The following is a 14,825-nucleotide window of genomic DNA, read 5'->3' on the forward strand; positions in this document are numbered from 1 at the left end:
TCGGTTAAAACTCTCCCAACAGTCTGACTTCCGGCTCTATCCTGACATGGAATTTCTCTTCCACTTCCTGTTGGACATGACGGATCAATGCCATCACATCTGCCGCCGTTGCCTGCCCTGCATTGATAACAAAACCACTGTGCTTCTCAGATACAACCGCATCGCCGACACGAAAGCCTTTTAAACCGCAGTCCTGGATCAGCTTGCCGGCAAAATAGCCCTCCGGCCGTTTAAATGTGCTGCCTGCACTCGGATATTCCAACGGCTGCTTCTCTCTTCTTAAGCGTGACAGTTCCGTGACTCTGTCTGAAATGGCCGCAGCATCACCTTTCTTAAAGGAAAAACCTGCTCTCAGAACAACTAACGGATGCTCCATCATCACACTGTGCCGATAAGAAAGTTTCAGATGTTCCTTCTCCAATTTCAGAATGGCACCGGTTTCATCCATCAGTTCAGCCCACAATATATTGTCGCTGATCTCTCCGCCATAGGCACCTGCATTCATGGTAACACCGCCGCCAAGTGTTCCGGGTATGCCGGTAGCGTATTCAAACCCGGTATATCCCATAGAAGAAACCTGACGTGCCAGCCTGGAAAGCATCACGCCTGCCCCTGCCTCAACCAGTAATTCTCCTTCCTGCTCTTCATACTGTATATGATCCATTGTATGGCAAATATGAAAGATAACACCTCTATAGCCACCGTCTCCCACCAGAAGATTGCTGCCGTTGCCTGTCACAAAGTAGTCCACATCCACTTCACGGCACAAAGCGATTCCCTTTGCCAGGGCAGATGCATCCGCCGGTTCAACAAAATAATCTGCCGGACCACCAATGCGGAATGTGGTATGCACAGCCATAGGCTCATCTCTCAAAACGTGGTCTGAGCCTGCTGCCTCCAATAATCTATGATAAAAATCCATATAAACCTCTTATCCTTTTATTTCAATCGATTGATCATGATTCATTCTAAAAATTGCAGACCATGCCTGCTGCACCGGTCATCCCCGCATCATTGCCCAATGATGCCAATACAAACGGCGTCTCTGCAGATGCATGAAACGCATACTGCTGATAATAACGCCGAATGCCTTCCGTCAAATATTCACCGGCCCTTGATACACCGCCGCCAATAACAAATACATCCGGATTCATGACACAGGCAATATAAGCTGCCGCACGGCCCAGAGCCTGCATCATCTGATCTGCCACCCGGCATGCAAGGGCATCTCCTGCCTTAGCTGCATCCAGGACATCCTTGGCTGTCAGCGGGACATACTGTCTCAAAATACTTGCTTCATCACACTCTGTCAATTGTCTCTTTGCCAGATTGACAATGCCTGTCGCAGAAGCGATCTGTTCAAGGCAGCCCTGATGGCCGCATCCGCAGGTTCCCACAACATTCTCCGGTTCTGTGATCACCATATGTCCGATCTCACCGGCTGCACCATTGGCACCTGATACAATCTGTCCATTCTGGATAATGCCGCCGCCGACACCCGTTCCCAGTGTGAACATCACAATATTCTGATAGCCTTTGCCGCCGCCCTGCCACTGTTCTCCAAGGGCTGCTACATTGGCATCGTTCGCAGCTTTGACCTTCATTCCTGTCAATGCTGATAATTCGTCTGCTACGCAGACATTCCCCCATCCGAGATTCACGCAGCCCTGAACCCTATTCTCATTCAGAACCGGTCCCGGAACGCCAATACCGATGCCTGTCACCTGTTCCTTCGTCAGATGACGTACATCCACCTTATTCTGTATGGACGCTGCAATATCACTGAGAATAGCAGCGCCCTGATTCTCTGTTCTTGTCGGAATCTCCCATTTCTCCTGAAGCATTCCGTCTACTGTAAATAAACCGATCTTGACAGTGGTACCGCCGAGATCCACACCAAAACAAAATTGATCCATTAGTCTTCCTCACGTTTCTTCTGAAGGTTGCCCGTCACACGGCGATACAATTCATGTGCTGCATTATAACCCATCTGTTTCTGTCTGTGGTTGATGGCTGCTGTTTCTACGATGATAGCCAGATTACGCCCCGGACGGATTGGAATCGAATGGCAGACAACTTTATTGCCAAGGATTTCTTCATACTGTTCTTCCAGACCCAGTCTGTCATATTCACGCTCACGATCCCACTCTTCCAGTTTGATGATCAAACTGATGCTCTGGCTTTCTTCAACGCTCTGAACACCGTACAGCGTCTTAACATCAATAATACCGATACCGCGCAGTTCAATAAAATATCTTGTGATGTCCGGTGCTGTGCCAATCAGCTCATCGTTATTCGTCTTCTTGATCTCAACAACATCATCAGATACAAGACGATGACCGCGCTTAACCAGTTCCAGCGCTGCCTCACTCTTACCGATACCGCTTTCACCGGTAATCAGAACCCCCTCACCAAACACATCCACTAAAACTCCATGGATGGAAATTCTCGGTGCCAGCTCTATCTTCAGGAAACGGTTCAATTCTGAGAAAAAGGATGATGTGCCGTCATCTGTAGCCAGCACGGGAACCCCGTATTTATTGCCCAGCTCCATAAAAAGCGGACGCGGCTCAAGTCCACGGCAGAAAATCATACATGGGATACCTGCTTTGAAAATCTTCTCTGTCATCTCACGGATATAATCATCATCATGCATCTTCAGATAAGAATACTCTACCTTGCCGATCAGCTGAATGCGGCTGTAGTCAAAATATTCAAAGTAACCCGCAAACTGCAGGGCCGGACGATTGACATCTGTCTGTCTGATCACGATCTTCTTCGTATCCACTTCAGGTGTCAGATTCTTCAAATTAAACTTCTCAATGACTTTGTTCAGTTTTACACTGTAATTTCCTTTGCTGGTATTGTACATTCTATCTCTCCACTCCTGTCCAAATGACCGTCTCTTTTCAATCTTCGCTTCATTTTAACATATCTTTATATTTTCATCAATGAAAATACGCATAAACTGCTCTGGCACTTCCCGCATTCATACTTTCGGCTTTCATCAGTTCTTCCTCATCCGCCTCACGTATTTTCTCTATACTGCCGAAATACTTCATCAGTGCCTTTCTTCTGGCCGGTCCGATGCCCGGAATCTCATCCAGCACTGAACGTACCTGGGTCTTGCTTCTTAACTGTCTGTGATATTCTATGGCAAAACGATGTGCTTCATCCTGCATTCTTGTAATTAATTTGAACATTTCAGAATGCGTGTCGATGGGAAGTTCCACCTGCTGATAATAAAGGCCTCGTGTCCGATGGTGATCATCCTTGACCATACCACAGACAGGGATCTTCAGATGCAGCTGATCGAGCACTTTTAAAGCCACATTGACCTGCCCTTTGCCGCCATCCATCATCAATACATCCGGGAAATCCGAAAACTTTCCTTCTTCCCCGCTCACAGTCTCTTCCAGTCCATGCTGAAAACGCCTTGTCAAAACCTCTTCCATACAGCGGTAATCGTCCTGTCCTTTGACTGTCCGGATTTTGAACTTGCGGTAAGCATTTCGCTTCGGCTTGCCGTTTTCATATACGATCATGGAGCCAACAGTCTCTACACCGCTGATATTGGAAATATCAAAGGCTTCCATCCTTCGGATACCTGCCGGAAGACCGAGCATCTCTGCCAGATCCCGCACAGCACCGGTTGTTCTTGCCTCTTCCAGTCGTATTTTCTCTCTGTCCTTTGTCAGCACGTTTCTCGCATTCTCAGCCGCCAGCTCCACCAGACGCTCTTTCTGTCCGCGCTGCGGCACCACTTCACGCACCTTGTGCCCTTTGCGTCCTGACAGCCATTCCATAATAACCTCCCTGTCATCTAAGGGATACTGCAGCATTAATGTAGACGGAACAAAAGGGGATGAAGCATAGTACTGCTTGACAAATGCAGTCAGCACCTGGCTTTCCGTATCATTGGCCACACCGGACACATAGAAGTGTTCACGGCCGATCAGGCGGCCATGACGAACAAAAAAGACCTGAACCACAGCCTCATCCTTATCTCTTGCAAAAGCAATGACATCCTTGTCATCCATCTCTGAACTGGTAATCTTCTGTTTCTGATCAATCTGTTTCACGCTGTTTAACAGATCCCTGTATGAAGCTGCCTTTTCAAAATCCATCTTTTCTGAAGCCGCGTACATTTTATCCGTCAGCATCTGGATGACCGGTTCAAAATTGCCCCCGAGAAAATGCAGCATCTGGCGAACATTTTCATGATACTCTTCCTGGGAAATATAGCCCTGGCATGGTGCCTGACACTGTCCCATATGATAATAAAGGCAAGGCCTGTCATTGCCTGTCTCCTTCGGCAGACTCCGATTGCAGCTGCGGATTTTGTAAATTTTCTGAGACAGGTCGATAATATCCCGGACAGACTGTGAACTTGTATACGGCCCAAAATATTTGGCTTTATCCTTCTTCATGGAACGGACCAACATAATTCTCGGAAAAGCCTCTCCCACCGTCACCTTGATATACGGATAGGTCTTATCATCCTTCAGCATTGTATTGTATTTCGGCCTGTGTTCCTTGATCAGATTACACTCCAGTACAAGGGCTTCCAGTTCCGAATCTGTAATTATATATTCAAATCGAGCCACATGGCTGACCATCTGACGAATCTTCGGTGTATGATTTCTGCTGCTCTGAAAATACTGCCGAACACGATTCTTCAGGATAATGGCCTTGCCCACATAGATAATATCATCATGGACATCATGCATAATGTAGACGCCCGGTTTTGCCGGCAGCTTCTTCAATTCTTCCTGAATATCAAACATTGTTTTCTTCCTCCACACAAAGTATTGACAGCACGAATTTATATATTTCATGTAAAAAGGCTGCTGCTTAACACAAACATGTTTTCTCTGTCTGTATTTTGCAGCAACCCTTTTATACTACTATTACTGATATTGATTGCTTAATCTTCTGCTTTTGTCTCTAAGGAGACGTTGATGTCGGATTCTGATGATGCCCCATTGTCTGTTTTTTCTTCAACTAAAGTCGGTTCATCCTGTCCATCCGGTTGAGAATCATTCTCTGCCGGATTTGAAACATTTGCTTCTGCCAGCTCAGTTTCCGAATCCGGGATGCCTTTAACTTCACGGAAAATCTTCATAAATTCCTTGCCGGTGATTGTCTCACGCTCAATCAGGAACGCTGCAATCTTGTCCAGGCAATCTCTGTTGTCAGCCAGAAGCGCCAGCGCCTGGTCATAAGCAGCCTTCAGGATCTTCATGACTTCCTGATCGATCTCCGCTGCTGTGGCTTCGCCGCAGTTAAGGGTCGCACGTCCTCCCAGATACTGATCTTCAACAGTTGTCAGACCAATCAGGCCGAATTTCTCGGACATACCATACTGGGTGATCATGGCGCGTGCCAGCTTCGTTGCCTGCTCGATATCATTGGATGCACCTGTTGTCACACTGTCAAATACAATGCTCTCTGCCGCACGACCTGCCAGCATTGTCACCAGTTCCTCACGAATCTGCTTCTCAGACATCAGATATTTTTCTTCCTCCGGTACCTGCATCACATATCCCAATGCACCCATTGTACGCGGGATGATCGTGATTTTCTGTACCGGCTCTGTGTTCTTCTGAAGGGCAGCCACCAGTGCATGTCCGACTTCATGATAAGAAACAATTCTGCGTTCTTCGGCACTGAGTACACGATCCTTTTTGGCCTTGCCGGCAATAACCACTTCCACGGATTCAAAAAGATCCGACTGAGATACTGCATTACGTCCATTACGAACAGCCAACAGCGCTGCTTCATTGATAATATTGGCCAGGTCAGAGCCAACGGCTCCGCTTGTTGCCAATGCAATCTCTTTAAAATCAACGGTTTCATCCATACAGACATTCTTCGCATGCACCTTCAGAACATCAATACGCCCTTTGAGATCCGGACGCTCTACGATAATACGGCGGTCAAAACGTCCCGGTCTGAGAAGTGCCTTATCAAGGATCTCCGGTCGGTTCGTTGCCGCAAGAATGATAATTCCCTTGGATGAATCAAAACCATCCATCTCTGCCAGCAACTGGTTCAATGTCTGCTCACGTTCATCATTGCCGCCGAATCTGGAGTCACGGCTCTTGCCGATGGCATCCAGCTCATCGATGAAAATAATACACGGTGCATTCTGCTGTGCCTGCTTAAACAGATCTCTGACTCTGGAAGCACCTACACCGACAAACATCTCAACAAAATCCGAACCTGATAAGCTGAAAAACGGTACACCGGCCTCGCCTGCCACCGCTTTGGCCAGCAATGTCTTACCTGTTCCCGGCGGTCCCACAAGCAGCGCACCCTTTGGCAGCTTCGCACCGATCTTCGTATATTTCTCCGGATTATGAAGAAAATCCACAATCTCTCTCAGAGATTCCTTGGATTCTTCCTGACCTGCCACATCCTGGAATGTAACACCTGTCTTGTCCTGCACATAAAGCTTGGCATTGCTCTTGCCGACGCCCATCACACCACCGCCGCCTTTGAATGCAAAACGGTAGAAGATCATCATCACTGCAACCATCAGTACCGTCGGCAATACAAAGGACAAAATGCTGCTCATCACATACGTTGTCGTATCAATGACCTTACGTGAATAGGTAACACCTGCATTGTCCAGTTCCTCATAGAGACGTTCATCCTGAACATTGCCTGTATAATACTTGACATTCTTCTGGTTCTTCACCTCATAATAAATGCGGTCCGAATCCAGTTCCACCTTCGTCACCTTTCCATCCTTGACATCCTGCATAAATTCTGTATATGTCACTTCCTTCTGGGAAGCGGATGCAATCTTGCCGGACAGCATCTGGGCAATAATCATCACTGCAATTGCAAGAATGACCATGATCATAAGACTCTTCTTGTTCATGTCATCCTTCTTATTATTGCCGCCTTCCGGATCCTGATCCGGACGATTGTTGTTCATTTTCTGATTATCCATATATCCTCCTGCCTATAGGCTTATTCATATCCTATGTATTTCCCGCCCTGTTTCACGGGATGCACTTCTATATTATAAGTAAATATTCAAATCAAATCAATAGTAAACAAAACTTTTAACAAATTCTTTACTTTTTCCGCAGCTTTGCCATGGTGAAATTTTACAGTTTTTTCCAGTTAAATTTTTTTCAAAAATTTGTAGATTCTTAAGGAAAGGTGCGCTATAATATTTTAGTTATTTATTGTCTGTATTTTTCAGATTGTAAACTTTATATTTTATTTTTCATATATTAAGGAGGCTCATTATGGCAGTAAAATACGTATTTGTCACAGGTGGTGTCGTATCCGGTTTAGGTAAGGGTATCACAGCCGCTTCTCTCGGAAGACTTCTGAAATCCCGCGGTTACTTTGTCACCATGCAGAAATTCGATCCATACCTGAATATTGACCCTGGTACAATGAATCCATATCAGCACGGAGAAGTTTTCGTCACTGATGATGGTACCGAAACAGACCTGGATCTCGGACATTATGAACGTTTTATCGACTGTTCCCTCAACAGCCGCTCCAACGTAACAAGCGGCAAGGTTTATTGGGATGTCCTTTCCGGCGAACGACGTGGTGATTACGGCGGCAGTACTGTTCAGGTTATTCCTCATATCACCAATGCCATTAAGAGCCGTTTTTATCGGAACCCTGCTTCCCGTGAAACCGAAATCGCTATCATTGAAGTTGGCGGTACTGTCGGAGATATCGAAAGTCAGCCATTTCTGGAATCTATCCGTCAGTTCCAGCATGAAATCGGCCGCGAGAACTGCATGCTGATTCATGTTACCCTGATTCCATATATCAAATCCTCCGGTGAAATGAAGACAAAACCGACACAGAATACTGTAAAGGATCTTCAGGCTCTCGGCCTTCAGCCGGATGTCATTGTCTGCCGTTCCGAACTGCCTCTGGATGACGGCATCAAAGACAAGATTTCTCTTTTCTGCAACGTGGATGTTCACAATGTTATCGAGAATCTGGATGTGGATGTACTTTATGAAGCACCTCTGGCTCTCGAGAAAGAGAAATTGGCACAGGTTGTCTGCAAACGTCTCGGTATTGACTGTCCTGAACCGGATCTTGATGACTGGAAAGCAATGATCCATGCATGGAAGAACCCTACAAGAAAAGTACGCATCGCCCTGGTCGGCAAGTATGTCCAGCTGCATGATGCCTACATCAGTGTTGTTGAATCCCTGAAGCATGCTGCATGTGCCAACGGCGCAGAAGTAGAGATCCAGTGGGTAGATTCCGAGCTGGTAAGTTCATTCAATGTTGCCGATATTCTCAAAGATGCCGATGGTATTCTCGTTCCCGGCGGTTTTGGTGACAGAGGTATCGAAGGCAAGATCACCGCTATTGAATACGCCCGTACACACAATGTACCATTCCTTGGTCTCTGCCTTGGTATGCAAATGGCAATCGTTGAGTTTGCCCGCCATGTACTGGGTTATACAGATGCACACAGTTCCGAGCTGAATCCGAACACAACGCATCCTGTCATCCATATTATGCCTGATCAGCACAATGTGACAGATCTCGGCGGTACCCTTCGTCTCGGTGCATACAAATGCGTCCTTGATGAAAACTCCAAAGCCTATGCGCTTTACGGCGAGAAAGTCATCGAAGAACGTCACAGACATCGTTATGAAGTCAATAATGAATACCGTGATGTTCTCACAGAAAACGGTATGAAGCTCTGCGGTATTTCCCCTGATGGCCGTATCGTTGAAATGATTGAATTAAAGGATCATCCATGGTTTATTGCCACTCAGGCACATCCGGAATTCAAATCCCGTCCGAATAAACCGCATCCGCTGTTCAAGGGCTTTATTGAAGCCGCTCTGAAGTATGAAGACATCCTTCAGGCCGAAGCTGAAGCTGAATCACCCGCTGATGCAGAATAATTAGCTGAATAATTAATCCGCGTAAATTAAGGACCTTTGAGTAGGAACCGTCTATAGACAGTCCCTATCCCAAAGGTCCCTTTTCTGTCATATCTATTCACATTTCCACAAAAGACATACGGCATCCAACTAATACTGCATCAGAAGCTCTCTTTGATCTCACCAATTGCCGTCAAAATACCGCCAATAAAAATAGCCATATCTCCGATATTGAAGATAATCCGCTCCAACCGCTTCGATCCAATGCTGATTCTGAAATAGTCTGTAACTTCTTTCTTCATTATCCGATCATACGCATTACTGGCTGCACCGCCAAGCAATAGAGCCAGACCGAGTCTGATCAATACAGACTTTTTCTTATAAAGCGATCCCATCAATCCGCCGGCCAACACACCAATACCGAGAATTGTCACCCCCATCAGCATCTTTGGCTTGTCTTTCATCCATCCAAGCATTGCCCCCGGATTATGAAAGCGCGTAATGATAATATGCCCGCCGACTACCGGTTCATGACAATTCTCATCTTTGTGCGTATCAATATAGTGCTTAACAAGCAGATCGCCCGCACATACAGCAGCTGCAATCAAAATCCACAGCATTCAGCATCACTCCCATCATTAATAAGCAATGACCTCATGTCCATCTTCTGTGACAAGGACCTGGATTTCCCACTGAGCTGAAGGCTTTTTATCATTGGTATAAACTGTCCAGCCGTTTTTCTTGTCCACACTGATCTTATGCGTACCCATATTGACCATCGGTTCAATGGTAAACATCATACCCGGTGCCATCACCATCTGTGTGCCCTTTTTATAAATATAGCCAACCCATGGATCTTCATGAAATTCCAGGCCCACACCGTGTCCGCCGATATTTCTTACAACCTGATAGCCATTGGCCACTGCATGATCATAAACAGCCTGACTCATATCGCCCAAAAAACCCCACGGCTTCACCTGCTCAAGTCCCAGCTCGACACACTCCTTAACTACCTGAACCAGTTTTCTCTTCTCATCAGAAACATTGCCGATGCAGAACATTCTGGATGAATCAGAATAATATCCCTTGTAAATTGTTGACACATCTACATTGATGATATCGCCGTCTTTGAGAACCACCTTCGGAGAAGGAATGCCATGGCACACTTCTTCATTGATGGATGTGCACACACTCTTTGGGAAACCCTCATAATTCAGAGGTGCCGGGATACCGCCCATTTTCGTTGTTGTGTCATAGACAATCTTGTCAATCTCCTCTGTTGTCATGCCTTCCTTAATCTTAGAAGCTACTTCATCCAGAACCGCGATGTTAATCTTTGCACTCTCCTTGATACCGGCAATCTGTTCCGGTGTCTTGATCAGGGAATGATCCGGCACAATATGCCCCTGTGATCTCAACTCCTCAATCTTCTCATCAAAACTCTGATGGCAGTTTTTGTACTTTTTCATACTTCCGCACCAACACGGATCATTTCTTCCAATTTTTACATGCATGTTTCTTATCTTCTTTCATTATAAATTTGTAACTGTTCAGAGCCAAGCAAAATTTCAAAAACAGGTATAAAATGCTTGCATTTTTAAGACTGTTTTGAAATTTTATTTGGCGGATACGCCACACCGACGAAATGCGTAGCATTTTGGATGTTAGTTCTGAACAGTTACATAAATTATTGTAATTCTTAAAAGCCGCCTTCAAAAATATACTGTATTTTCTATCTGCGGCAGCGCCGGCTTTCAAAATATACACTATTCTGTCCCTGCGGCGTATTCTACAAAACAAAATCATTATATCATATTTTGTTCTGAAACGTATACTGGTTTTCTTTTTATGAGAAATATATGCTATAATGGAAAAAAACAATCTGGAGGTTGATTATGAACGAAATAGATTTTATCTTAGAACAGTTAAAAGGTCTGACTGCCATCGACAGTCCTACCGGCTTTACGGAATATGCAGCTGAACACGTCATGAATGTCTACAAGAAAATGGGCTATGCACCGGTACAAACAGCTAAAGGCGGTATCTTCATCGATCTGGGCGGCAAGAACGAAGAGGATGCCATTCTCCTGACCGCCCACATGGATACCCTTGGTGCAATGGTTCACACCGTCAAAAGTAACGGCCGTCTGAAGCTGACGCCTCTTGGCGGATTAAATCCCAACAATACAGAGGGTGAAAATTGCCGTATCTATACCCGCAGCGGCAGAATCTATGATGGTACTTTCCAGCTGATCGATGCCTCTATCCATGTCAACGGCGAATACAATGATACAAAGCGATCCTTCGATACAATGGAAGTTGTCCTGGATGAGGATGTCTACAACAAAGAAGGCGTTGAAGCCCTCGGCATCCGAACCGGTGATATTGTCTGCTTCGATCCGCGAACACGTATTACCGATTCCGGCTATATCAAGAGTCGTTTTCTTGATGATAAGCTGAGTGTTGCCATTCTCATGGGATATGCCAACTATCTTCAGGAACAGGACATCGTCCCTGAGCGCCGTATTTACCAGCATATTTCTGTTTTTGAAGAAGTCGGCCACGGCTGCTCTTACCTGCCGGCGCCTGTCAGTGAAGTACTGGCTGTCGATATGGGCTGTGTAGGTGAAGGCCTCAACTGTACGGAACGTCAGGTATCAATCTGTGCCAAAGACAGCCACGGTCCGTACCACTACGCAACCGTATCTGCACTGGTAGCCGCAGCAGAAGAACAGGGCATTGACTTTGCGATTGATATCTATCCTCATTACGGTTCAGACGCAGACGCTGCCCTTGACGCAGGCTATGATATCCGCCATGCCCTGATCGGTGCGGGTGTCTATGCTTCCCATGGTTATGAACGTTCACACATTGAAGGTGTGCGCAATACTTTTGAATTATTAAAAGCGTATCTGGACTAATTCCCATCGCCGATATCGGTTGTTGACAAAACCGGACAAAACAGCTGTCAATCGACAGCTATTGTCCGGTTTTATATTTTTCTTTCTGCATATATCTCAATCCTGCATACAAAGCGTACATCTCCAGGACCTCTATGCGTTACTGACCTAGTTCCATAATTTTAATCAGCCTGCTTGTCCCGAGTCTTGATGCACCAAGCTCAAGGAAATGCTTTGCATCCTCAAAACTGCCAATACCGCCGGCTGCCTTGATCCTGACATTTTCTCCAACATGTGCGGCAAAGAGCGCCACATCCTCAAAAGTTGCACCGCCGCTTCCAAAGCCGGTAGATGTTTTGATGAAATCCGCACCGGCCTCGGTCACCACTTCACACATTTTTATCTTCTCTTCCTCAGTCAGAAAACAAGTCTCAACAATAACCTTCAGAATCTTATCATCACAAATATCCTTCAGTGTATGAATCTCTGTCTGGACATCATGAAATCTTTTTTCTTTGACCCAGCCCAGATTGATGACCATATCCACCTCATCGGCACCACGATCCAATACTTCTTCTGTTTCCATCGCTTTGACCGCCGTTGTGTGATAGCCATTCGGAAATCCGACAACCGTACAAACTGCCATACGCCCGCAAAGGTAATCTTTGACCTGCTTAACTCTGTTCGGCGGCACACACACTGAAGCCGTCTCATACTTGATTGCCTCATCACACAATATCTGCAGTTCTTCCCATGTTGCAGTGGGTGCAAGTAATGTATGATCCACATGCTGCAGTATTTCTTTTCTGCTGATAATGTCCAATCTATCTCCTCCTCTTTTGTCTTTATGTATCTGCTACACTCTCTGATCCGCTGTCTATGGTGTTTCAAGAATATACAGTGCATCTCTGATATGCGTTTGTGCACGTTCATCTGCCAGATGATACAGCGGCCATTCCGTATGATATCCCAAACATGGACAAATATGTCTGATACCATCTCTCTCCACGGTACTTCGATAATGCACATGACCGCAGACTGCATATCTCACAGGATACTTTTTGTAGAGTTCCTCCAGTGCCGTACTGCCAAGAAAAGCATTAAAGAACCCCCATTTGATGCCATCCGGCTTCTCAGGAACGCAGAAATCCTTTACCGGCAGCATATGTGTGACTGCAAGAACCGGCAGACTGCCGCAATCCTTCAACTGTTTCTCCAACTGTTTCAGACACCGGAACATCTGCTTCTGATTGTCCTCCGTCCACTGATTGTACAATTTATCCTGCCATGTTCTCCCGTCCATCATCATACCATCCAGAACATCTCTTGAATATTCCGGTGATGCCATGGAATAATCATACCAGCCCACATCACCCACCAGAGCCAGTTGCCTGCCATCCTTCTCCAGAATAACCGGCTTACCTGATAAGCATCGCAGATCCTCTTTATAAATGCGATCAATTTCTTCCGTTGTACACTCAGGGCAGTTCTTGTTCCACATATCATGGTTGCCCGGCACATAATAAACAGGAAACTCACATAATGACTGCAGTCGCTCTATCGCCTGCAATGTCTGGTTCTGTGTCTCACTGATATCGCCGGCGATCACCAATACGTCTGTCATTTGTTCCGCAGCGGTTTCTGCCGTTAGTTCCACAATCGGATAATCCTTATTGATATCAATATGTAAATCCGAAATTAATCCGACTCTCATACGCTTTGATCCTCCCTGTTATGCTTCACTGCTTTTATGAAATGCAGTAAAATACTGATGCTTCTAATTTAATCCGCAAAAAGCCTTAATCTCCACCATGCGTGCCATTGCCTGTCGATATCCCATATCATAGCCTTCCTGAAGCTTATCGATATTCTTTTCCATGCTGACTAATGGGTAATCCGGGCGAAACAATAATGCCTGCCCTTTCGCTTCCAATTCATTGCAATAAGCTACTTCCTCATTATAATAATCATGTCTTTCAAGCAGCGGTCTTACCATATTCGGGAAACGGCGCTTCAGCACCTTCGCGGCAAATTCATTGGATTGACTCTTTTCTTTAACGTATGTTTTATCTCTGGTCAAAATAATAATATGTCTGCGATAGCCATCCGCCTCTGCCTTATGTATCGTAATCGGTTCACATACACCGCCGTCATAATAATACTGTCCATCCATCTCTATTGCCGGAAAGAGCAGCGGGATTGCACAAGTTGCCTGCAACATTCGGCAGCTCTTATCCATCCTCAAACCATCCATATAGTTAATCTGACCCGTCCGAGCATTGGTCACACCGACAGCCATCGTTCCCTTATAAGCCCTGAAAATCTCCCAATCCATAGGCTCCAATTCATTAACCAGGGTATCATAAGCAAATTTCAAACCGAAAATACTTCTGTCTGTCAGAAAGTTTCGGACTCCCATATATCTTTTATCATGACGGTATTTTTTTAATATCTGAATATTTCTCCCTTTTTGCTGAGAAATATAAGATCCGGCATAAGTAATGCCTGCTGATACCCCGCTGATATGCGGCATCATGATGCCTTCATCCAAAAAAGCGTCCAGGATGCCCATTGTAAATACTGTTCTAAATGTTCCGCCCTCAAGAACCAGGCTCACGTCTTTCACATTAATGTCAAGCATTGCATCACTCTTTTCGTATTGTTGTCCTTAATTATATTTTAAAAATCTTTGCCGGTTCATCCCAGCCATAAATAACCTCGTACTTGATATACAAATCCTGCGGCTGAATAGACAATACATTTCTGTAAAGTTCATGCATCGCCTTGTCAAAGGCCTCAAACACCTCATATCCGCCGCCGCCAAAAAACTTACACTCTACAAATGCTGTCGGCACATTCCGCCTGTCATCGCCGCCGCGGCAAAGATGAATATTTCCCTCATAGGCTGTCATCATTCTGATCGGGTCCTTATTCAAAATATCTCTGACAAGCTCTGCTGTTCCTGTTCTAAGGCGCTTTTCCTGATCCACTGCCAGGTTCACATTCGTCGTTGTCCGTATAAAAGGCATAT

13 protein-coding genes are annotated in these 14,825 nt (G+C 45.6%); 2 read left to right on the forward strand and 11 right to left on the reverse strand.

Going from position 1 to position 14,825, the window contains the following annotated elements:
* Positions 1-4: 4 nt before the first annotated feature.
* The 5 genes from murB to ftsH form a co-directional block, all read right to left on the reverse strand.
* Entirely contained in the window at positions 5-922 is a 918-nt protein-coding gene (murB, locus tag NBH03_RS06290) for a UDP-N-acetylmuramate dehydrogenase (protein ID WP_250798232.1), read from the reverse strand.
* Between the two features lie 46 nt (positions 923-968).
* On the reverse strand, positions 969-1,916 hold the full coding sequence (locus tag NBH03_RS06295) for an ROK family glucokinase (RefSeq protein WP_250798234.1): 948 nt from the start codon (positions 1,914-1,916) through the stop codon (positions 969-971).
* Positions 1,916-2,872 carry an HPr(Ser) kinase/phosphatase gene (gene hprK / locus NBH03_RS06300; protein WP_117528198.1) on the reverse strand — a complete coding sequence of 319 codons (957 nt, stop codon included), beginning with the start codon at positions 2,870-2,872 and terminating at the stop codon, positions 1,916-1,918. Before hprK ends, NBH03_RS06295 begins: the two co-directional genes overlap by 1 nt.
* 76 nt (positions 2,873-2,948) lie before the next feature.
* The gene (gene uvrC / locus NBH03_RS06305; protein ID WP_250798239.1) at positions 2,949-4,787 is read right to left on the reverse strand and encodes an excinuclease ABC subunit UvrC; all 1,839 of its coding nucleotides are present in this window, start codon (positions 4,785-4,787) and stop codon (positions 2,949-2,951) included.
* A 140-nt stretch (positions 4,788-4,927) separates the two neighbouring features.
* Positions 4,928-6,961, reverse strand: a complete 2,034-nt coding sequence (gene ftsH / locus NBH03_RS06310; protein ID WP_250798244.1) for an ATP-dependent zinc metalloprotease FtsH — start codon at positions 6,959-6,961, stop codon at positions 4,928-4,930.
* Positions 6,962-7,265: 304 nt separating this feature from the next.
* Here ftsH and pyrG point away from each other — a divergent pair, with 304 nt between their 5' ends.
* The gene (gene pyrG, locus NBH03_RS06315) at positions 7,266-8,915 is read left to right on the forward strand and encodes a CTP synthase (RefSeq protein ID WP_250798246.1); all 1,650 of its coding nucleotides are present in this window, start codon (positions 7,266-7,268) and stop codon (positions 8,913-8,915) included.
* A 140-nt stretch (positions 8,916-9,055) separates the two neighbouring features.
* Here the strand turns inward: pyrG and NBH03_RS06320 are convergent, their stop codons facing one another.
* Positions 9,056-9,514 carry a signal peptidase II gene (locus NBH03_RS06320; RefSeq protein ID WP_250798248.1) on the reverse strand — a complete coding sequence of 153 codons (459 nt, stop codon included), beginning with the start codon at positions 9,512-9,514 and terminating at the stop codon, positions 9,056-9,058.
* A gap of 18 nt (positions 9,515-9,532) precedes the next feature.
* Positions 9,533-10,408: a methionyl aminopeptidase gene (locus NBH03_RS06325; protein ID WP_015512744.1), complete on the reverse strand. Its 876-nt coding sequence runs from the start codon at positions 10,406-10,408 to the stop codon at positions 9,533-9,535.
* 381 nt (positions 10,409-10,789) lie between these two features.
* On the opposite strand from NBH03_RS06325, the gene NBH03_RS06330 reads away from it, so the two are divergent.
* Entirely contained in the window at positions 10,790-11,815 is a 1,026-nt protein-coding gene (locus NBH03_RS06330) for a M42 family metallopeptidase (RefSeq protein ID WP_015512743.1), read from the forward strand.
* A gap of 139 nt (positions 11,816-11,954) precedes the next feature.
* Here the strand turns inward: NBH03_RS06330 and deoC are convergent, their stop codons facing one another.
* From deoC to NBH03_RS06350, 4 genes are all read right to left on the reverse strand, one after another.
* Positions 11,955-12,608: a deoxyribose-phosphate aldolase gene (gene deoC / locus NBH03_RS06335; RefSeq protein ID WP_215689024.1), complete on the reverse strand. Its 654-nt coding sequence runs from the start codon at positions 12,606-12,608 to the stop codon at positions 11,955-11,957.
* 63 nt (positions 12,609-12,671) lie between these two features.
* On the reverse strand, positions 12,672-13,508 hold the full coding sequence (locus NBH03_RS06340; protein WP_250798250.1) for a metallophosphoesterase: 837 nt from the start codon (positions 13,506-13,508) through the stop codon (positions 12,672-12,674).
* Positions 13,509-13,571: 63 nt separating this feature from the next.
* Positions 13,572-14,435, reverse strand: coding sequence for a patatin-like phospholipase family protein (locus tag NBH03_RS06345; RefSeq protein ID WP_015512741.1), 864 nt, complete (start codon positions 14,433-14,435; stop codon positions 13,572-13,574).
* A 31-nt stretch (positions 14,436-14,466) separates the two neighbouring features.
* Positions 14,467-14,823, reverse strand: coding sequence for a hypothetical protein (locus tag NBH03_RS06350; RefSeq protein ID WP_117541503.1), 357 nt, complete (start codon positions 14,821-14,823; stop codon positions 14,467-14,469).
* Between the last annotated feature and the right edge of the window lie 2 nt (positions 14,824-14,825).

The sequence above is a fragment of the Coprococcus intestinalis genome, assembly GCF_023656595.1.
GTDB lineage: Bacteria > Bacillota > Clostridia > Lachnospirales > Lachnospiraceae > Coprococcus_A > Coprococcus_A intestinihominis.